Origin of the sequence: Campylobacter sp. IFREMER_LSEM_CL908 (assembly GCF_025771545.1) — a bacterium.
Classification (GTDB): domain Bacteria; phylum Campylobacterota; class Campylobacteria; order Campylobacterales; family Campylobacteraceae; genus Campylobacter_D; species Campylobacter_D lari_D.
The window spans coordinates 131,140-149,840 of the sequence record NZ_JAKMQK010000001.1; the positions used below are offsets into that span (position 1 = coordinate 131,140).

Consider the following 18,701-nt stretch of genomic DNA (forward strand, 5'->3'; position numbering starts at 1 on the left):
AGTGCATATATTTTTAATATTTTTACAAAAATATTTTAAATTTATAAGATTTTATATTTTAATTTTGATAAAATCTTTAAAAACTATTTTAAAGAATATTTATGCAAAAACCATCAATTCAAAATTTAACTAATTTTTTAATCGAATATATTAGCGTTTTTCTAAGTGCAGGAACTTACACAGCAAGAGTAGCAAAATGCGTTGGAAGGATAGCTAATGCGTATGGTTATGAAATTAATATGAATTTTTTCTTTCATCATACTACGCTAAATATTTTTGATAAAGATGACAATTCTATACAAAGAACCTACATCATACCTAACAAACACAATCATATTAATTTTAAACTTATTTTAGAACTTAGTGCATTAAGTTGGCAAATTCATGATCATAAATATAACCTAGAAGAAGCCAAAATTTCTCTTTTAAAACTCAAACAAACCAAAAGAAATCCTTTTTTAGCTAATTTATTTTTAGTTTCAGCAGCAAATTCGGCCTTTTGTAAGCTATTTGGGGGAGATTTTTATGGATGTTTATTTGTATTTTTAGCTACTTTGGTGGGTTTTAGTTTGAGAGTTTTACTCACTAGAATAAAAATTGATTTAAGAATTCAATATATTTTTTGCTCTTTTTTATCTTCTTTTATTGTGTTTTTTGGAGTGGATTTAAAGCTTATACAAGAAGCAAATATTGCTTTGGGTTCTAGTATCTTGTATTTAATACCTGGAGTTTATTTTATAAACTCAATTATAGATATTTTAAAAGATCACATACTTATGGGTTTTAGTCGTATTATTAGTGTGGTGATATTAGTATGCTGTATTGCCATTGGAATTTATACCACTCTTAGCATTAGTGACTTTGGAATTTTAAGATGATTGATTATTCTTCTATACTTTGGGATATGTTTTTTGCAGCTTTAACAGGATTTGGTTTTGCTTATGTGTGTAATCCACCCTTTAAAACACTCATACTCTCAGCCATATTAGCCGCTATAGCACATGGTATGCGTTTTACTCTAATGGGGTATTTTGGCTTTCAAACTTTAGCTATTGCGACCTTTGTAGCTTCTTTTAGCATAGGTTGTCTTGGTTTGTTTTTGGCTAAGATTTTTAAAACACCTGCTGAAATTATAGCTTTTCCCGCTCTTATCCCTATGATACCCGGAATTTACGCATACAAAGCTATATTGTATTTGATTTCTTTTATACGCTCAGAGGATATTGGCGAAAAAACTAATTTTTTGATTCATTTTTTTGATTATTTCTTTACAACACTTTCGGTAACATTAGCTCTAGCAGTAGGAGTAAGCATAACCTTGCTTTTATTTTTTGAACAAAGCTTTATGATGACAAGAAGTATTAAAAAAAGCAAAAATCACGATCAAAATTAATCGTGATTCATTTTATTCTTTGCCTCTATTCCCATAAGCGCAAAAGCTGTTTTAATACTCAAGGCACATATGGCAAAAAGTTTTAAAAGCTCATCTTCATTGCTTGAGCCAACAACTTTATTTTCATTATAAAATTTATGAAATAAAGAAGCTAAATTTTTTAAATAATCAGGAATTTTTTGCAAGGCTCTTGATTCGAATGCATCATTAAGTACTGCTTTTAAATTTAAACTTTCAAACAAAAGATTCATACCATCTTCATTTAAACTCTCAAATTTAGCATATATAACATCATTTACACTCTTGCCTGCTTTGGCAAATACTTGATGAATTCTCGCATGAGCATAATTAATATAATACACAGGATTAGAGCTATCTTCTTTTTTAAACTCATCTACATCAAATTCCAAATGCGTATCACATTTTTTGCTGATAAAAATATATCTTAGTACATCACTACCAAGTTCTTCTAAAACATCACCCATTAAAATGAAATTTCCTGCTCTTTTACTCATCTTATAAGGCTCGCCATTTTTTAACAATGAAACCATTTGTGCTAAGATAATTTCAAGATTTTGACTATCATGACCTAAAAATTCCATAGCAGCTTTCATTCTAGCTATATAGCCGTGATGATCAGCCCCCCATATATTGATACACTTATCATAACCACGACTCATTTTATCTTTATGATAAACTATATCAGCAGCTAAATAAGTTCCTTTTCCATCATCTTTAATAATCACACGATCTTTTTCATCACCTTTAGCACTTGATGCAAGCCATATTTTACCATCTTGCTCATAAGTACCACCATGCTCTTTTAAGGCTTTTAAAGTATTTTCTAATTTACTATAATAGCTTGTTTCACTCACATAAGTATCAATAAATATCTTAGCATCGGCTAAATTTTGCTTAATAATTTTTAGCATTTTATCCTTAGCCCAAAGCGCTAATTGTGGAATATTTCCTTCTATAAAAAAATCTTTTTCAAATTCAGCAAAAGCCTCTTTTGCCACATCTATGATATATTCACCTTTATAATACTCATCAGGATATCGAACTTGCTCTTTTAAACAATGCTCTTTTACTGCAAGCAATATAGAAAGACCTAAAAGATAAATTTGATTACCCGCATCATTAACATAATATTCTGTATCAAATTTATATCCTAAATGTCTAGCAACCCTAGTTAAAGTATCACCAAAAATAGCCCCTCTAGCATGCCCTATGTGTAAAGGTCCTGTTGGATTTGCACTAACATATTCAAGCAAAAAACTCTGCTCTTTTTTTTCATCTTTTGCAAAATTTTCACTATCACTCAAAGCTTGCGTAGCCAAAGAATTTAAAAAAGTCTTTGAAAGCTTAAAATTTACATAACCATTTAAAGCCTCTACACTTTCAAAACAATCACAATCTTTTAACTTAGCAACAATATCATTAGCAATTATTATAGGGTTTTGCTTTAATTCTTTAGCTAAAGAAAAAGCCAAAGGTGTAGCAAAATGGGCTAAATTTTTATTCTTAGGATTTTCTAAGATAAAATCTCTTCCTAGTTTCTCTTTAATTTCTTTATAAACTAAAGTTTTCAACATATCGCCTTAAGCTTTTTTTGTTTCTTCATTATTTTCTTTTACCAGCACATCTTTCTCGTTGATTTTTTCAATTTTTTGTGCATCTTCTTGAACGATTTTTTTATCATCATCAGTATTCATTTCATCTTTAAAAGTTTTAATACCTTTTCCTAAACCTTTAGCAAGCTCTGGAATTTTTTTAGCACCAAAAAGTAATACTACAATAAGTAATATGATTAACCATTGGGTTCCACTTGGCATATGCATTTTATTCTCCTTTATTCCATTGAATTTGAATTTGTTTTAAATCATGTTTTGTACTTTTTAATTTTGAAGCTTCAAAAACTGCTTCTAACTCCCTATAACTTTTTTCTAGATCATCATTTATGATTAAAAAATCATATCGATCCAAATAAGCCATTTCATCACTAGCATTTTCTAATCTTTTGCTAATATCTTCTATTTTATCAGTATTTCGCTTAAGCAATCTTTTTTCAAGTTCTTTTTTATCTTTAGTTGTGATAAATACAGAAGTAATATAATTAGGCATTTTTTCTTTAGCTATGCAAAAGCCTTGCACATCTATATCAAAAATGACACTTTTACCCTCTTGCAATGCTTTTTTTACAGGAATTAACGATGTACCATAGTAATTTTTATGCACTAAAGCCCATTCTAAAAAATCACCTTTTTCTATACCTTGTTTAAATTCTTCTTCACTGATAAAAAAATAATCTACTCCATTTTTTTCATTTTCCCTAGGAGCTCTTGTTGTGCTTGAAATAGAAAAATAAATATTATCTTTTTCTTTAAAAAGTTTTTGAAGCAAGGTGCTCTTACCTGCTCCACTTGGCCCTGAAATAATTAAAATTTGACCGCTCAATGTTTATCCTCATCAAAGCTTATATTGATGTTTATATTCATCTTCATACCTTTCAAGGCTGCCTTTAAAGTATCATCAGTAATACTTGAAGTAATGGTTTGAGCTATACTCTTACTAAGCTCATTTACCATTTCATCTTCTTGTAAATTTTCTATTTTTTCTTGAGTGCTTAATCTATTTTCTTCTTTCTTTTCTACAATAGCTGGAGCAAGCTCTTCGCCTAAAGCCAACATAATATCATTTTCATTTAAATTTGCAAACTCATCTTGTGTATCGTCTAAAATTTCGCTCATATTTTCCTCTATATTTTCCTCTATATTTTCCTCTATATTTTCCTCTATATTTTCCTCTATATTTTCCTCTATATTTTCCTCTATATTTTCCTCTATATTTTCCTCTATATTTTCCTCTATATTTTCCTCTAAATCTAAAGCTTGCGTATTTTCATTGTTATCTGTTTCTTGAGTGTCAAAATTTTGCATTAACTCACCATCAAGACCATTAAATTCTTCATCAAGCTCATCAATAGCGGCCAATTCTTCTTTTATCTTATCTTGAGTACTTAGCTCTTCTTCTTCTAGTTGAAAATCATCTATACTTTCATTTTCAAATATTTCTTCAACCATAGGCTCATTTTCTTCTAAAGCCATTTTTTCTTCTTTTTCCTCACCAATAAATTGAGCATCTTCAGGTAAATCATCAAAGCTCATTTCTTTTTCACCTATCTCTTCAACCATAGGTAGTGTATCAAAAGAATCAAATTCAACAGGGGTTTCTTCTATATTTTCTTCTATATTTTCTTCTATATTTTCTTCTATATTTTCTTCTATATTTTCTTTATCTAAACTATCTGAAAAAACTAAATCATCTTCTGTTTTCTCTTCATCTATTAACTCACTTGTTGCATCAAACATATCATCATTTTTTAATCCATCACCTAAATTCTCTTCAAAAAAATCTTCTTGTAAATTTAAATCATCTTCACTCAAATTTTCTTCATGTTCAGACAAATCAATACCTTCTAAAAGTTCATTTCCATCCAAAGGCATATCTTTACCAACAACTTCCTCATCATCAAAATTTAGTTCATCTTCGCTCAAAGCATCTTTTTGAATATCATCCAAAATCCCATCTCCACTTAGAAGATTTATAAAATCGGTAGGTAAAAACGGTTTATACAAACACTCTATACCTTCTTTTTGTTCTAGGTTTCTAGGTAACAAATAAATCAATCTATCACATTTACTTTTTAAATCATCTAAATCAGCCTCAATATCATGATCTATAATAATTACATCATAAAATCCCTCAAGCTCCTCAATATCCTTGAGCTCCTCAAAATCATAACCTAATTTTTGAACCCCCAAACTAATTAATTTTGAAACAGCTATATTGGAATTTATTAGCAAAACCCTCATTATCATCTCCCAAGAATAAAAAATACATTATTTTAAAACATTTTTAATTATTTAATGCTTATATATTAAAAAATAACAACTCCATATGCTCAAAACTTTTTACTATTAAATTTTTAAAATATTGCATCATAATAAGTAAAATAGCAATAAGAACCGCGAAAGACAAAAATATCTTGATAGGATAACCAACCACTAAAAGATTAAATTGCGGCATAGTTTTCATAAGCATGCCAAAAATCACATCTGATAGCAAAGAAATAGCTAAAACAGGAAAAGCCATAGAAAAACCAAGCACAAAAATATTTACCATAGCTTTATTTAAATAAAGCATTAAATTTTCATGTGGATAAAATCCACCTAAACTAATATATTCCAATGAATTAGATATAAAAAGCAAAATCAAATGATGTCCATCAAAAGCTAAAAATACAAGCAAAGCTAATAAATTTAAAACTTGTGAAATTACAGGAGTATTTGCACCTGTTGTGGGATCCATAACACTAGCCATTGAAAAACCCATAGTAAAAGAAATCTGCTCACCTGCCATTTGCAAAATGGCAAAAGTCATTTGCAAAATCATTCCTGCTATCATCCCAAAAATAACTTCACTTAAAAGATATAGAATAAAAAAAGAATCAGGTGTATTATTTTCAAGTTTAGCTAAAGGGTATAAAAACATTGTTAAAAACATTACCAAAGTTGTTTTTACCACCAAGGGAATACTATTATGAGAAAAAAAAGGGAAAAAAACTATCAACCCACTCATTCTAGCAAACAAAAGCATGAAAATAACTACATTTTCATCACCTAAATATTTAACAAATTCCATGGTTGTTTAAGTGAAAAACCTTATCACATTTTTTAGCAAGCTCTTGATCATGCGTAACAAAAATTAAAGCTGCATTATTTTCTTTGATATAATCAATCAAAATATCCATTACATTTAAAGCATTTTTAAAATCTAAATTTCCGGTAGCCTCATCTGCAAAAATAATTTTTGGCTTCTTGCTTAAAACCCTAGCTATACTTACTCTTTGCTGTTGTCCACCGCTTAGTTTTGTGATTTTTTGATTCATTAAATCTGCAATATCAAGTTTTTTTAATAATTCATAATCAATATTCTGCCCACTTAAAACACTCGCAAGTTCTATATTTTCAAAAGCCAAAAAACCTTTAAATAAATAATGCATTTGAAAAATAATACCAAAATCTTTTCTACGAATTTCTAGCAAAGCTTCATCATCTAAGTCGTATAAATCTTGATTATTATAAAAAACTTTTCCCGATTGAGGTTTTAATAAGGTAGATAAAATATGCAAAAGAGTAGATTTACCACATCCACTGCTTCCACATACTGCAATACAATCTTTTGTATTTAAAGTAAAATTTAAATTTTCAAAAAGCGGAATATCAAAACTATGGTTTAAATTTTCCGCTCTTAAAAGTTCCATTTTTAACCAATTTGTGCAGCAACTTCAGCAGCAAAATCTTCAGTTTTCTTTTCTAGGCCCTCACCTACTTCAAAACGAATAAATTCGACTATTTTGATAGTTCCACCTAGTTCCTTTTCTTTATCAGCAATTACTTGTTCGATAGTTTTTTTATCATCCATTACATAAAACTGACCCATTAAAGTAAGTCTGCTATCAAGTTGAGAGTTATCTGCTATAAAACTATTCAACTTACCTGGGATAATATTAGGCCAAATTTTTTCTGGCTTACCTTGTGCTTGAAGTTCAGCCTTAATAGCTTCTTCAGCTGCTTGAATTACCTCTTGAGTTAATTGTTTTCTGCTTGCATATTTTGGAATTTTATGCTCTGGTTTATTAGGATCTTTTAATCTTCTTCTTTCTTCATTTTCTTTTTCTAACTCAGCAACTAAAGCTTTATACTCATTTTCTACAAAATCCATATCAAGCTCTTCATAAGATAAATAACTTGGCTTCATTGCAGCAATATGCATACAAATATGTTTTAAAAATTCTCCACACTTGCTAGCCGTAGCTTCACTATCACAAGCTGCAGCAATAACTACACCAACACGACCATTAGTGTGAATATAACCATTTACTATGCCATTAGCACCTGCTTTTAAAGTAGCAAATCTTCTAACAACTAAATTTTCACCAATAGTCGCAATTTGGCTTTTTAAGTACTCTTCAAATTTAACACCATTAATCTCACTTGAATGTAATTCTTCAACATTTTGAAGACTCTTAGCTTGAATATGTGCTGTTGTATCTTTTGTTAAAGCAATAAATTGTTCATTTTTAGCAACAAAATCTGTTTCTGAGTTAATTTCACTTACAGTTGCACATTTAAAATCATCACTTACTTTTACACTTACTAAACCTTCAGCAGCCAAACGATCAGCTTTTTTATCAGCTTTTCCAAGTCCTTTTTCTCTTAAAAGTTGCACTGCTTTTTCAAAATCACCATCTGTATCTTTTAAAGCATTTTTACAATCCATCATACCTGCGCCAGTACTCTCGCGCAGTTCTTTTACCATTTGTGCAGTGATTTCAGCCATTACTCTTTATCTCCTTCAAAATCTTCTTCACTCATAGCTTCTTCTAAAACTTCTTTTTTCTCTTCTTCAGAAATAGGCTGTTCTTCGCTAACTTCACCATCTTGCTCTCTTAATGCTTTACCTTCATTGATTGCTTCAGCCATTTCTTGACAGAAAAGTTGAACCGAACGAATTGCATCATCATTTCCTGGAATTGGGAAATCAACTAAATCAGGATCGCAGTTTGTATCTAGTGGAGCAACTACAGGGATTTTTAATCTATTAGCTTCTTGTACTGCAATTTTTTCTTTAACAGTATCAATAACAAAAATCATATCAGGTTGAGTTTTCATATATCTAATACCACCAAGATATGCTAGTAATTTTTCTTTTTTTCTAGTAAGCATTAATGCTTCTTTTTTAGTTAAAAGTTTAATACTTCCATCTTCTTCCATTTTTTCTATAACTTCTAATTTTCTAATTGATTGGCGGATAGTTCCAAAATTTGTCATCATACCACCAAGCCATCTGTGATTTACATAAGGCATACCACATTTTTCAGCGTATTCTTTAATCGCTCCACCTGCTTGTTTTTTAGTTCCAACAAATAAAATTGTCTTACCTTCTGCTGCAGCGTCACGAACAATATTATATGTATATCTAAAATATCTAAGCGTTTTTTGCAAATCAATTACATAAATACCTTTTCTTTCACCAAAAATAAATTTTTTCATTTTTGGATTCCATCTTCTTGTTTGGTGTCCAAAGTGTACACCACACTCTAACAAATCTCTCATGCTTACCATGAAATTCTCCTTGAAATAAAATAATTAGGTTTATTCCTCCGCATTCTTTAACCCATAAGCAACCTAATAAGGAAATTAATGCGTGTGAAATGAAAAAATATTATATCAAATTTTATTTTATATTTAGCTTATTATTGAAGAAAAAGAACGCCACAAGGCGTTCTTTGAGTAAATTAATGTAGTTTAGACCAAACTGATCTTTTCCAACCTATAGCAAAAATACTTAAGATAGCAAAGAATATCATAATATAAATTCCTGTTTGCTCTCTTTCTTCTTTTTTACTATCACCAACTTTTTCAAGATAACTAATAACTTGAGTTTGTGCTTTTTCATTTAGACCAACTCTTGGCATAGCAGTTCCATGAATTTTCTTTTGAGGTTCATTGATGAAGATTTCAAGATAATGCGTGCCTTTAGAACGAATCATCATAGATAAATCCGGAGGCGTCATACCAAGATAATTTTTTAAATCGCTCATATTTGAACTTGAAACAAAACCATCATATTTTACATCATGGCATCTTCCGCAAGCATTTTCAAATGTATGTTTGTTTTTAGCAAAATCAAATTCTTTTGCAATTAAAGCCGTTTTTGCTTGCTCTGAAAGCTCTTGGTTTTTAGCATATTTTTCTTCTAAATCTGCTTTTAATTTTGTATCAAATTCCTTCTCATACTCACTAGCTGTATTTTTAAAGAATGCAATTAAATCTGCTAAATCTTGATTATCTTGTGCTTCATCACCACTTAAAGGATAAGCAGGCATTAAGAATGGATTTTCATCATTAAATTTATGTGAAATTTGCAAAGCCTTAACTGGATCAACAATCAGTGCTGCTAAAAATTTCTCATCATAAATAGCACCCGCATCACTTAAATCAGGAGGTGTTACACCTAAAGAAGAATCTGTAATAGTAGCAGGAATTCCGACGGCTTTCACACCATGACATGCAATACAATTTCCTTCAAAAAGCTCTTTTCCTTTTTGTGCATTACCTTTGCTAAAATCGATTTTTGCGATTTTTTCCCATAATTGCTTGGTAGCTTCTTCTTGGCTTTTAGCAAGCTCTAATGCTTTTTGAGCATTAGCTATAGCTTTTTCACTTCCCGAAGCATTAGCATCTATTGCAGCTTTTTCTTTTAAAGCAACTTCGCCTTTGGTAAATTCTGCATCAGCTTTTGCAAAGTCAAAATTAACTGGAGTTGAAGGAGGATTCATCACTGAATGTGCATAAGGCTCAACCCCCCAATAAACTAAACCTGTGAAAAAGATAACTACAAAAAATATTTTTAATTCTCTCATTATTAGCCCCTTTTTCTTTCCATGATAGTAATAATTGGTAAGACTACTAACAATAATAGTAAAAATACCATAGAAGCATAAAATCCTATCCAAGCATTAATTCCCGTTGGAGGAAGCTTTCCATAAACTGTTAGTACAATTAAATCTATCAATAACACCCAAAACCATACAAAAAACATTGGTCTTTCGTGTGCTGGTTTTACAACATCACTTCTATCAAGCCAAGGCAACAAGAAGAAAATAATTTGTGCTATACCAAACGCTGCAAGACCTATATCAAAAGCTTTAATGCTTCCAACATCAAAGAAAAATCCTCTTAAAACTTCATAACTCCATAAGAAATACCACTCAGGATAAATATGAGGAGGTGTTTTTAAAGAATTTGCTGGGTCAAAGTTAATTGGATCCATTGCGAAATTAAATTTAAAACACACCAAATAGAAAAAGAAAATCATAAATAACGCAATATACATAAAATCTTTAGCTAAAAATCCTGGCCAAAAAGGAATAACTTTAGAACCTTTTGTATCACCTGCTAAATATTTTTCAGCTTCCAAATCAAAATCAATTTCTTCTGAAATTTCATTATTTACATGAGGAATTCTTAAAGAATAAAAGTGGAATGCAATAATTGCTAAAATTACAATTGGCAATAAGCACACATGCAGCATAAAAAATCTAGTTAAAGTTGGATCTGATACTGCAAAATCTCCTCTTATCCAAATAACTAATGCATCACCTATAAAAGGAATTCCGCCAAAAAGCTGAGTAATAACTTGAGCAGCCCAAAAACTCATTTGTCCCCAAGGTAACATATACCCACTAAATGCTTCTGCTGAAAATACAACAAACAAAAGCATACCGCTAATCCAAATCATCTCACGACCCTTTTTATAAGAGCCATAATAAATTCCCGTTAACATATGGATATATATGATTAAAAACACAACTGAAGCAGCCACACCATGCATATGACGCCAAAGCCAACCATACTCTACTTCTTGCATGATAGTTTTATTAACACTATCAAAAGCCAAAGCCACATCCGGCTTATAATACATTACTAAAAATAGACCTGAAATAAATAAAATAGCAAAAAGAGTTGTCAAGATAACACCCATTGCCCATAAGAAGTTAATTTGTTTTGGTATCCAATACTGAGCCATTAAAACATTAAAAAGCTTATTTACAGCTAATCTTTGATCAAGCCAATCTATAATACCACTAGCTTTTTTTATCTGTGCCATATCAAGCCTCCGCAATCATTTTTTTATATTCTGGACCTTCTTCGCCTAACACTAATTTAGTTCCATCAATTCTAAAAGGAGGAATGTCCAAAGGTCTTGGAGGAGGACCAAATACATTTTTACCACTAGTGTCAAATTCGCCACCGTGGCATGCGCACTTAAACAATTTCTCACTTGGAGCATAAGCTGGAATACAGCCTAAATGCGTACAAAGACCAATAACTACAGTATATGCAACATCACCTACAATAACATCCCTACTGCTATCTTTTGCCATATCCGCATCTTTTTTTAAGATAAATATAGGCTTTTTACGCCACTCGATTGTTCTTAATTCGCCTTCTTTCATACCAGAAAGATCTACGGTAGTAATACCTGCTGCTTTTACACTTGGGAGCGGATCCCATGTTTTTTTCATTGCAACTAATGAAAAAGCACCACCCACAGCAGCTACCGTTCCAAAGGCAAAGCCCATAAAGCTTCGTCTACTTTCAGATGTAGCCATTTTACTTCCTTTGTTTTGATTTATTTGTTGTAAAGTATAGCAGTTTATCTAAAAAATAATAAATTTTTTCTTTATATAAAAAAGCTTTATTTAAGATATGCAAGTATTTATTTAAAATAACAGAAGTGTATTTATTTTCAAATCAAAACAATAGATAAGTTAATATCATCTATTGTTTTTCATTTTGATATAAATATGCAAAATATCTAAAGCAGCAGGGGTGATGCCACTAATTTGCGAAGCAGCAAAAATAGTTGGCGGATTAAATTTTTGCAGTTTTTCCACCACTTCATTACTCAAACCACTTACACTTTTAAAGTCAAAATTTTCAGGAATTTTTAAGTCATTTAAGTTTTTCATTTTTTCTATTTGTGCTTTTTGCATTGCTATATAATGATAATATTTTGCTTCATTTAAAATTTCATTTAAAGAATACTCATCCATTTTTGCAAACATTTCATCTAGAGCTTTTAATTTTTCTATATTAAAACTCACTCTTGCAACAATTTTTTGCAAACTTACTATTGAGGTAATTTTTTCTTCTTTAATGCTTTGCAAAAATTCATTATTTTGATTGCTTGGCGTCCATGTAGTTTGAAGTAAAAACTCAAGTCCTTTCCTAACATTTTGCTTTATATTATCAATATATGCATAGTCTTCTTGACTTAAAAGTTTAAAATTATGTCCATATTCTCCAAGTCTTAAAATAGCATTTTCTTCTCTTAAGAGCAGTCTATATTCAGCTCTTGAAGTAAACATTCTATAAGGCTCTTTTGTGCCTTTCATTACTAAATCATCGATTAATACCCCTATATAAGCCTCATCGCGTCTTAATACAAAAGGCTCTTTTTCATCAATTGCTAAAACCGCGTTCACTCCTGCCATAAAACCTTGTGCAGCTGCTTCTTCATAACCAGTAGTTCCGTTAATTTGCCCAGCACAATACAAATTTTTAATCTTTTTAGTTTCTAAAGTATGTTTTAACTCCGTTGGATCAATATAATCATACTCTATAGCATAACCAAAACGCGTGATTTTAGCATTTTCAAAACCTTTTATACTTCTTAACATCGCAATTTGCACTTCATAAGGAAGTGAGGTAGAAAAGCCATTGATATAATATTCAGTAGCATCTTTAGTTTGTGGTTCTATAAATAAATGATGACTTTCTTTATCACCAAAACGATTAATCTTATCTTCTATAGATGGACAATATCTTGGACCTATACCTTCAATTTGTCCTGTAAAAAGCGGAGCTCGGTAAAAGTTACTTTTTATAATCTCATGTGTTTTTAAATTTGTTCTTGCTATATAACATGGAAGTTGATTAGGATTGAAATTTTTTGTTTTAAAACTAAAGGCCTTAGGATTTTCATCTCCGGATTGAATTTCTAAAACACTAAAATCAATACTTTTAGCATCTACTCTTGGACAAGTTCCTGTTTTTAACCTCCCTACTTTTAAACCACTTTGTTTTAAATACTCACCCAAATTTGCAGACGCAAGCTCACCTACCCTACCTGCTTGAAGCTTAGTTTCACCTATATGGATAAGTCCATTTAAAAAAGTTCCTGTTGTAAGTATGATTTTTTTAGCAAAATATGTATTTTCTAAATTAGTTTTAACGCCCTTAACTTCATCATTTTCTATAAGTAAAGACAAAGCTTGCTCTTGAGAGATTTCTAAATTTTCAAGTTTTAAAAGCTTATTTCTAGCACAAATTCTATAAGCGTCCATATCAATTTGCGCTCTACTTCCACGCACTGCAACACCTTTGCTTTCATTTAAAATTCTAAATTGAATTCCAGCCTCATCAGTGATTTGTCCCATAAGTCCACCCATAGCATCAAGCTCTTTTACCAAATGTCCTTTTGCTAAGCCGCCTATAGCAGGATTACAACTTGCAGCACCAATTTGCTCGATTAAAGTAGTTAAAAGTAAAGTTTTTTTGCCCATTCTAGCGGCAGCAGCACTAGCCTCAACTCCAGCATGCCCGCCACCTATTACGATTATATCATACATATTTTGACCTCATTTTTATAAAAAAGGCAAAAATTATATAATATTTTTTAAAATAAAACACTAAAAATACTTTTTGAAATTTAAAAGTTTTGGATAAAATCTCATAAAAATTAAAGGTATTGAATGTTTAATGGATTAATCCGCGAATTAGCCTTTGTCAAATCATATCAAAACAACACTTTAAGATTAAAAGCAAGTTACAAGCCAAAACTAGGCGATAGTATAGCAGTTAATGGTGCGTGCTTGAGCGTAACAAAACTTTTTGATGATGGCTTTAATCTTGAACTTTCTTATGAAACAAGAACTCACATAGCTATTGAAAATTTAAAAGACTATGTGCATATTGAACCTGCATTAGCTTATGGCGATAGAATAGATGGGCATTTAATGCAAGGACACATTGATGGTATTGGCGAAATTACTAATATTTCTAAAAAAGAAAACGGAGTTGATTTTTATATTAAATGCCCTGATAATATACAAATTTATATGGCAAATAAAGCAAGTGTAGCTATAGATGGAGTAAGTTTAACTATCAATGAAGTTTTAAAAGATAGTATTCGTTTGACTATTATTCCTATAACCTTTAATGAAACCTTGTTTAAAAATTACACCATAGGAAGACGCGTCAATATAGAAAGTGATCTTTTAGCAAGATATATACACAGACAATTAAATTATAAAAAAGAAATTTCATGGCAACAAATAGACAAGATTACATCACTTTATTAGAAAATGATTTCGCAAAAGCTTTTGTAGCCTTTGATCAAGATTATAATATTTTTAGAGCAAAAATTCATGATAATATTTTTCCTCGGGAAAATTCTATAAAAAAGTGTGTATTTTTAAATCAAATTCATTCTAATATCATCACTCATTATAATAAAAATTTTCACTTTAATGCTGATGGGATAATTAGCAATGAAAAAAATATAGCTTTGTGTATTTTAAGCGCTGATTGCTTGCCTTTACTTTTATATGATGATAAAAATAAAGCCGTAGCAGCTTTGCATTCAGGTAGAAAAGGTTGTTTTGCAAACATCTTAAAAGAAGCTGTTTTGAAAATGCAAAAAAGCTTTAATACTCAAACCAAGAATTTAAAACTCATCATTTCAGCAGGAATTTGTGCTAAAAATTATGAAATTAATGGCGAGGTTTTAAATCACAGCAAAGAAAATTTTGCACATTTTTTACATAAAAACAAGCTTGATTTAAAAGCATTAGTTAAATTTCAAGCAAAAGAATTAGGTATTAATGATATTTTTGATATCAATCTTTGCACCTTTGATGATGAGAGATTTTTTTCTTATAGAAAAAATCAAACTCCAAAGCGCATTGTTAGCGTGATTTATTTAAAGGATTAAAATGTATGAAGTAAAAAATCTACTTGCTTTAAAAATTCTACAAAAAGCTAGAGAATTTGGTGATAATGACTTAAGCAATGAACTTTTAATCACTCAAATGCTAAATCATACCCCACAAACTCTAAATCAAAACGATACTAAAAATTTAAATGAATTTATCACAACGCTTATAAATGCTAAAGAAAAAGCTAAAATGAGCAATAAATAATTTTAATTTTTCCAAGTTAAAATAAATTTTGTTCCTTTCTTTAACTCACTTTCTACTTTTATTTTTATATTATGTTCTTTACAAATTTTATCTACCAAAGAAAGTCCTATACCAAAACCACCTTGATTTTCATTAAATCTTGAATAACGCTCAAAAATATTAGCCAAATTTTCCTTTGCTATACCACAGCCACTATCTGCTATTATAAGTTTTTGCTCTAAAAGAGTTATTTTAATATGACCATTTTTTATATTATATTTTATCGCGTTATTAACAAGATTATCAAACATTTTAAAAAACTGCTCTTTATTGGCATAAATTTTTCCATTATCCTCTAAAACAAGTTCTAAGTCAATATTTTTTTGCTCTAAAAATATCTTAAAATACTCCATTCTTTCTTTAATCAAATTTTTTAAAAATATCCAATCTTTTTTAGCTTCATAAGCTTGAGAAAAATTTAAAAAAGTTAAATCTGAATACAAATGACTCAAAGTCAAAGCCGCTATTTTTACGCGTTTTAAAGCCTTAATTTCTTCAAAATTCTTTTTTCTTTCCAAACTCTCTACACTCATTAATATCGCACTAATTGGCGTATTAATCTCATGAGTAGTATCTTTTATAAAATTATTTAAAAATCTTATCCTCATTTCTAAAGGCTTGAGTGCAAATTTAAGTATTAAATATCCTACTAAACTAACAAAAATCAAAGAAAGTACCATAGCTAAAGCAACTTTAAATCTTATAAATCCAAGTTCTTTAGAAATATCATCACCTTGTATTAAAACTCTTAAACGATTTACATCTCCTAATATTTCTAAAGCACTTTGATTTTGATTATCAGCAAGTAACAAGCTATTTAAATTTATATCAGCTACATAAATCAAAGTGTTATTGTTATAAATATTCGCATTATTTAATTTAAAAAAAGTTGTTTGAGCAGGTAAATCAAGATTAGAAAAATAAACCTTAGTTCTATCAAATATTGCAAATTTTATATTAGAAATTTGAGCTATTTTCTTAGCACTTTTTCCTATGGGTTCAAAACGCGATTTTTCCATTTGTAAAATCACAAAACGATGTTCTTGTCTTAGCTTTATGCTATATTCGCTTATTAAATCTTCTATTAACTTAGCATACCATATACCAAAAAGCACTATAAGAATACTTCCTATACTTACTAAATACAAAGAAAGAATTTGCCATGCAACGCGCTTGGCTTCATGCATAACAATACCCTCTTCCTCTTTGATTGATAATGCTTTCTTTTCCTAAAATTTTTCGTAAATTTTTCACATAAGCTCTCAAACTAAGCTCACTTGGCTCTTGGTCATATTCCCAAATTTCTTCAAAAATATAAGCAGTATCTATAAATTTACCTTTATTTTTCAAAAGTAATGATAAAAGTTTTAATTCTTTTAAAGGTAAAGACAATGGCTTATCGTTTTGATATAAAGTTTGCGATATAAAAGCAAATTTAAAACCATTTCCCAAGTCCTCATAATCTTCATTTTTATGCGCAAAAGAACGCTTTAAAATAGCATTAATCCTTATTTTTAACTCCTGCAACTCAAAAGGCTTTTTGATATAATCATCACAACCACATTCAAATCCTTGTTGTAAATCCATAGTAGTATTTAAAGAGGTCATAAAAATAGCTGGGGTATATCTACCTGCTTCTCTTAAATTTTTAAGCACACTAAAACCATCTCCTAAAGGGACTTTTACATCAAAAATCCATAAATCAAAATTTTTCTCATAAGCTTTATCTTGTGCTTCTTGAGCATTATCCACCAAAATCACTTCAAAGCCTTCTTCTTCTAAAAACTCACTAACAATTTCCCCTAAGTTAATATCATCTTCTAGTAAAAGAATTTGCGTAGCCATTTTAAGCCTTTTATGCTATTTTAATTTGGATTATTATATTTTTTTTATGTAAATTTAGTGTGAATTTAGCATATTTAAAGGCAAGTATTTATAAAATATTAACTATTTTATTGAATTTAGGATTTTATTATGTTGCCAAATTGGGATCAAAAATATAGTATTAATAACGAAAAAATTGACGAACAACATAAAAAACTTTTTGAACTTGCCGCCAAAGTGGAAGAAATTTCAGATAGGCCAGTTTATCAAGTCGAGCTTAAAAAGATAGTTGCTGAATTTTTTCACTATATTAAAATTCATTTTCAAGATGAAGAATCCTATATGGCTGAGATTAATTACCCTTATCTAAATCAACACAAACTCATGCATAAACAAATCACAAAATCCATGATAAAACTCATACAAAGTATAAAAAGTACAAATGATTTAAAAGAAAAATTATATATAGTAGTTAATTCATGGTTGATAGAACACATCATTCAGCATGATATGATGATAGAACATTGGCGTCAAAACACCCAAGCAAAGAATTCTTCAGATACTTTTGAAGAAGAAGCTCCAAAACCAAAAAAATTCTTATATCAATGTCAATGCGAAGGAAAAACACACAAGGTTCCTTATGATATTCATTTAAAAATGCAATATTCTAAAGTGCAGTTTAAATGTAAAGAATGCTCTGCGAATTTAATACAATACAAGGAAAAAATAGAAATCTAATAAAAATTAATAATAATTTAAAATATAGTAAACTATAATGCTTATAAAACTCTTCTAAATATAAACAAGGAGCTAACATGCTACCAAAATGGTGTAGTAAATATAGTATCCATAATGAAGAAATTGACAGACAGCATAAAAAACTTTTTGAACTTGCTGCAAATGTCGAGATGATTTCAGATAAACCTGTCCATAAAGGACAAATTAAATTTTTACTTGCAGATTTTTTTAATTATATGAAAGAACATTTTGCCGAAGAAGAAAAATACATGGCAAAAATAGGTTATCCTGAACTTTCTAACCATCAAAAAATTCACAAAAGTATCATCCAATCTATGATTGATTTAATTCAAAATCTCAAAAGCACAAATGATCTCAAAGAAAAACTTAATGTCATTGCATCTAAATGGCTTTTAGAACATATTTTAAGAGAAGATATGAAGATAGAAAAATGGCATCAAGCACAACTAAATAAAAATGCCAATACTACAACTTTTCAAGAAACTCAAGAAATTTATGAATATATTTGCTCTTGTGTAAATAAAATTCACAAAGTTCCTTGCGAAATTCACCAAAAAATTCAATTAAACAATGCAAGTTACAAATGTAAAACTTGTCAAGAAGCTATCAAATTAAAATAAAGGCTATAAAATGAACAAACGCTACACCTTAACTCTTCCATTAGAGCTTTATGAACGCTTAAATCAAACTGCGAAATTTTCTAAAAAGAAAAAAGCTGAAATTTTACGCAATGCTTTAGAAAATTATCTTGATGAAATAGAAGACTTTGCTCCAGCCATAGAAGCTTTAGAAGATTTAAAAGATGGAGATAGTAAAAAATTAGATAACATTATAAAAAAATTAAAATGT

General features: G+C 29.6%; 22 protein-coding genes. 8 read left to right on the forward strand and 14 right to left on the reverse strand.

The genetic code is table 11. The features are described from left to right. The first annotated feature begins 101 nt into the window (after positions 1 to 101). Positions 102 to 878 carry a threonine/serine ThrE exporter family protein gene (locus L8U04_RS00690; RefSeq protein WP_133318674.1) on the forward strand — a complete coding sequence of 259 codons (777 nt, stop codon included), beginning with the start codon at positions 102 to 104 and terminating at the stop codon, positions 876 to 878. Continuing rightward, on the forward strand, positions 875 to 1,393 hold the full coding sequence (locus tag L8U04_RS00695; protein WP_263669857.1) for a threonine/serine exporter family protein: 519 nt from the start codon (positions 875 to 877) through the stop codon (positions 1,391 to 1,393). Before L8U04_RS00690 ends, L8U04_RS00695 begins: the two co-directional genes overlap by 4 nt. Here L8U04_RS00695 and argS read toward each other — a convergent pair. The 12 genes from argS to mnmG all read right to left on the reverse strand — a co-directional run bounded on the left by argS (position 1,390) and on the right by mnmG (position 13,658). Beyond that, positions 1,390 to 2,988: an arginine--tRNA ligase gene (gene argS / locus L8U04_RS00700; protein ID WP_412175222.1), complete on the reverse strand. Its 1,599-nt coding sequence runs from the start codon at positions 2,986 to 2,988 to the stop codon at positions 1,390 to 1,392. The genes L8U04_RS00695 and argS overlap by 4 nt on opposite strands. Positions 2,989 to 2,994: 6 nt before the next feature. Then, the gene (locus tag L8U04_RS00705) at positions 2,995 to 3,234 is read right to left on the reverse strand and encodes a twin-arginine translocase TatA/TatE family subunit (RefSeq protein ID WP_133318671.1); all 240 of its coding nucleotides are present in this window, start codon (positions 3,232 to 3,234) and stop codon (positions 2,995 to 2,997) included. 1 nt (position 3,235) lies between these two features. Then, on the reverse strand, positions 3,236 to 3,850 hold the full coding sequence (gene gmk, locus L8U04_RS00710) for a guanylate kinase (protein ID WP_220566902.1): 615 nt from the start codon (positions 3,848 to 3,850) through the stop codon (positions 3,236 to 3,238). Then, positions 3,847 to 5,268, reverse strand: coding sequence for a hypothetical protein (locus L8U04_RS00715; protein ID WP_263709190.1), 1,422 nt, complete (start codon positions 5,266 to 5,268; stop codon positions 3,847 to 3,849). Before L8U04_RS00715 ends, gmk begins: the two co-directional genes overlap by 4 nt. Before the next feature lie 58 nt (positions 5,269 to 5,326). Continuing rightward, positions 5,327 to 6,097, reverse strand: coding sequence for a flagellar biosynthetic protein FliR (gene fliR, locus L8U04_RS00720; protein WP_133318669.1), 771 nt, complete (start codon positions 6,095 to 6,097; stop codon positions 5,327 to 5,329). Further along, positions 6,084 to 6,719, reverse strand: coding sequence for an ABC transporter ATP-binding protein (locus L8U04_RS00725; protein WP_263670422.1), 636 nt, complete (start codon positions 6,717 to 6,719; stop codon positions 6,084 to 6,086). Before L8U04_RS00725 ends, fliR begins: the two co-directional genes overlap by 14 nt. A 2-nt stretch (positions 6,720 to 6,721) precedes the next feature. Next, a complete protein-coding gene (gene tsf / locus L8U04_RS00730) occupies positions 6,722 to 7,798 on the reverse strand; it encodes a translation elongation factor Ts (RefSeq protein WP_039626638.1) in 1,077 nt (358 codons plus the stop codon). Further along, entirely contained in the window at positions 7,798 to 8,583 is a 786-nt protein-coding gene (gene rpsB / locus L8U04_RS00735) for a 30S ribosomal protein S2 (protein WP_087700911.1), read from the reverse strand. The genes tsf and rpsB overlap by 1 nt, the downstream gene beginning before the upstream one ends. 173 nt (positions 8,584 to 8,756) lie before the next feature. Beyond that, positions 8,757 to 9,884, reverse strand: coding sequence for a c-type cytochrome (locus L8U04_RS00740; protein WP_263709191.1), 1,128 nt, complete (start codon positions 9,882 to 9,884; stop codon positions 8,757 to 8,759). 2 nt (positions 9,885 to 9,886) lie between these two features. Next, the gene (locus L8U04_RS00745) at positions 9,887 to 11,131 is read right to left on the reverse strand and encodes a cytochrome b (RefSeq protein WP_220567136.1); all 1,245 of its coding nucleotides are present in this window, start codon (positions 11,129 to 11,131) and stop codon (positions 9,887 to 9,889) included. Position 11,132: 1 nt separating this feature from the next. Then, positions 11,133 to 11,636, reverse strand: coding sequence for a ubiquinol-cytochrome c reductase iron-sulfur subunit (gene petA / locus L8U04_RS00750; protein ID WP_133318665.1), 504 nt, complete (start codon positions 11,634 to 11,636; stop codon positions 11,133 to 11,135). A 165-nt stretch (positions 11,637 to 11,801) separates the two neighbouring features. After that, positions 11,802 to 13,658, reverse strand: coding sequence for a tRNA uridine-5-carboxymethylaminomethyl(34) synthesis enzyme MnmG (gene mnmG / locus L8U04_RS00755; protein WP_263709192.1), 1,857 nt, complete (start codon positions 13,656 to 13,658; stop codon positions 11,802 to 11,804). A gap of 123 nt (positions 13,659 to 13,781) precedes the next feature. Here mnmG and ribE point away from each other — a divergent pair, with 123 nt between their 5' ends. From ribE to L8U04_RS00770, 3 genes are read left to right on the forward strand one after another with little or no spacing between them, the layout of a single operon-like run. Next, positions 13,782 to 14,390 carry a riboflavin synthase gene (gene ribE / locus L8U04_RS00760; protein WP_133318663.1) on the forward strand — a complete coding sequence of 203 codons (609 nt, stop codon included), beginning with the start codon at positions 13,782 to 13,784 and terminating at the stop codon, positions 14,388 to 14,390. Continuing rightward, the gene (pgeF, locus tag L8U04_RS00765) at positions 14,354 to 15,022 is read left to right on the forward strand and encodes a peptidoglycan editing factor PgeF (RefSeq protein WP_263709193.1); all 669 of its coding nucleotides are present in this window, start codon (positions 14,354 to 14,356) and stop codon (positions 15,020 to 15,022) included. Before ribE ends, pgeF begins: the two co-directional genes overlap by 37 nt. A gap of 1 nt (position 15,023) precedes the next feature. Beyond that, positions 15,024 to 15,230, forward strand: a complete 207-nt coding sequence (locus L8U04_RS00770) for a hypothetical protein (RefSeq protein ID WP_133318661.1) — start codon at positions 15,024 to 15,026, stop codon at positions 15,228 to 15,230. Between the two features lie 2 nt (positions 15,231 to 15,232). Here the strand turns inward: L8U04_RS00770 and L8U04_RS00775 are convergent, their stop codons facing one another. Continuing rightward, on the reverse strand, positions 15,233 to 16,456 hold the full coding sequence (locus L8U04_RS00775; RefSeq protein ID WP_263709194.1) for a sensor histidine kinase: 1,224 nt from the start codon (positions 16,454 to 16,456) through the stop codon (positions 15,233 to 15,235). Next, entirely contained in the window at positions 16,449 to 17,114 is a 666-nt protein-coding gene (locus tag L8U04_RS00780) for a response regulator transcription factor (RefSeq protein ID WP_263709195.1), read from the reverse strand. The genes L8U04_RS00775 and L8U04_RS00780 overlap by 8 nt, the downstream gene beginning before the upstream one ends. 129 nt (positions 17,115 to 17,243) lie before the next feature. Here L8U04_RS00780 and L8U04_RS00785 point away from each other — a divergent pair, with 129 nt between their 5' ends. The 3 genes from L8U04_RS00785 to L8U04_RS00795 form a co-directional block, all read left to right on the forward strand. After that, positions 17,244 to 17,831 (forward strand): bacteriohemerythrin, encoded by a 588-nt coding sequence (locus L8U04_RS00785; protein WP_220567131.1) that lies wholly within the window; start codon positions 17,244 to 17,246, stop codon positions 17,829 to 17,831. A 77-nt stretch (positions 17,832 to 17,908) separates the two neighbouring features. Then, positions 17,909 to 18,472, forward strand: coding sequence for a bacteriohemerythrin (locus L8U04_RS00790; protein WP_263709196.1), 564 nt, complete (start codon positions 17,909 to 17,911; stop codon positions 18,470 to 18,472). A 10-nt stretch (positions 18,473 to 18,482) separates the two neighbouring features. Next, positions 18,483 to 18,701, forward strand: a 219-nt coding sequence (locus L8U04_RS00795) for a ribbon-helix-helix protein, CopG family (protein WP_133318656.1), incomplete at its 3' end; no start/stop codon positions are given.

What these genes read in the sequence shown, in the direction of transcription:
- L8U04_RS00690 (WP_133318674.1), top strand. Translation starts at nt 102, where the DNA reads ATGCAAAAACCATCAATTCAAAATTTAACTAATTTTTTAATCGAATAT.
- L8U04_RS00695 (WP_263669857.1), top strand. Translation starts at nt 875, where the DNA reads ATGATTGATTATTCTTCTATACTTTGGGATATGTTTTTTGCAGCTTTA.
- argS (WP_412175222.1), bottom strand. Translation starts at nt 2,988, where the DNA reads ATGTTGAAAACTTTAGTTTATAAAGAAATTAAAGAGAAACTAGGAAGA.
- L8U04_RS00705 (WP_133318671.1), bottom strand. Translation starts at nt 3,234, where the DNA reads ATGCATATGCCAAGTGGAACCCAATGGTTAATCATATTACTTATTGTA.
- L8U04_RS00715 (WP_263709190.1), bottom strand. Translation starts at nt 5,268, where the DNA reads ATGAGGGTTTTGCTAATAAATTCCAATATAGCTGTTTCAAAATTAATT.
- fliR (WP_133318669.1), bottom strand. Translation starts at nt 6,097, where the DNA reads ATGGAATTTGTTAAATATTTAGGTGATGAAAATGTAGTTATTTTCATG.
- L8U04_RS00725 (WP_263670422.1), bottom strand. Translation starts at nt 6,719, where the DNA reads ATGGAACTTTTAAGAGCGGAAAATTTAAACCATAGTTTTGATATTCCG.
- tsf (WP_039626638.1), bottom strand. Translation starts at nt 7,798, where the DNA reads ATGGCTGAAATCACTGCACAAATGGTAAAAGAACTGCGCGAGAGTACT.
- rpsB (WP_087700911.1), bottom strand. Translation starts at nt 8,583, where the DNA reads ATGGTAAGCATGAGAGATTTGTTAGAGTGTGGTGTACACTTTGGACAC.
- L8U04_RS00740 (WP_263709191.1), bottom strand. Translation starts at nt 9,884, where the DNA reads ATGAGAGAATTAAAAATATTTTTTGTAGTTATCTTTTTCACAGGTTTA.
- L8U04_RS00745 (WP_220567136.1), bottom strand. Translation starts at nt 11,131, where the DNA reads ATGGCACAGATAAAAAAAGCTAGTGGTATTATAGATTGGCTTGATCAA.
- petA (WP_133318665.1), bottom strand. Translation starts at nt 11,636, where the DNA reads ATGGCTACATCTGAAAGTAGACGAAGCTTTATGGGCTTTGCCTTTGGA.
- mnmG (WP_263709192.1), bottom strand. Translation starts at nt 13,658, where the DNA reads ATGTATGATATAATCGTAATAGGTGGCGGGCATGCTGGAGTTGAGGCT.
- ribE (WP_133318663.1), top strand. Translation starts at nt 13,782, where the DNA reads ATGTTTAATGGATTAATCCGCGAATTAGCCTTTGTCAAATCATATCAA.
- pgeF (WP_263709193.1), top strand. Translation starts at nt 14,354, where the DNA reads ATGGCAACAAATAGACAAGATTACATCACTTTATTAGAAAATGATTTC.
- L8U04_RS00770 (WP_133318661.1), top strand. Translation starts at nt 15,024, where the DNA reads ATGTATGAAGTAAAAAATCTACTTGCTTTAAAAATTCTACAAAAAGCT.
- L8U04_RS00775 (WP_263709194.1), bottom strand. Translation starts at nt 16,456, where the DNA reads ATGCATGAAGCCAAGCGCGTTGCATGGCAAATTCTTTCTTTGTATTTA.
- L8U04_RS00780 (WP_263709195.1), bottom strand. Translation starts at nt 17,114, where the DNA reads ATGGCTACGCAAATTCTTTTACTAGAAGATGATATTAACTTAGGGGAA.
- L8U04_RS00785 (WP_220567131.1), top strand. Translation starts at nt 17,244, where the DNA reads ATGTTGCCAAATTGGGATCAAAAATATAGTATTAATAACGAAAAAATT.
- L8U04_RS00790 (WP_263709196.1), top strand. Translation starts at nt 17,909, where the DNA reads ATGCTACCAAAATGGTGTAGTAAATATAGTATCCATAATGAAGAAATT.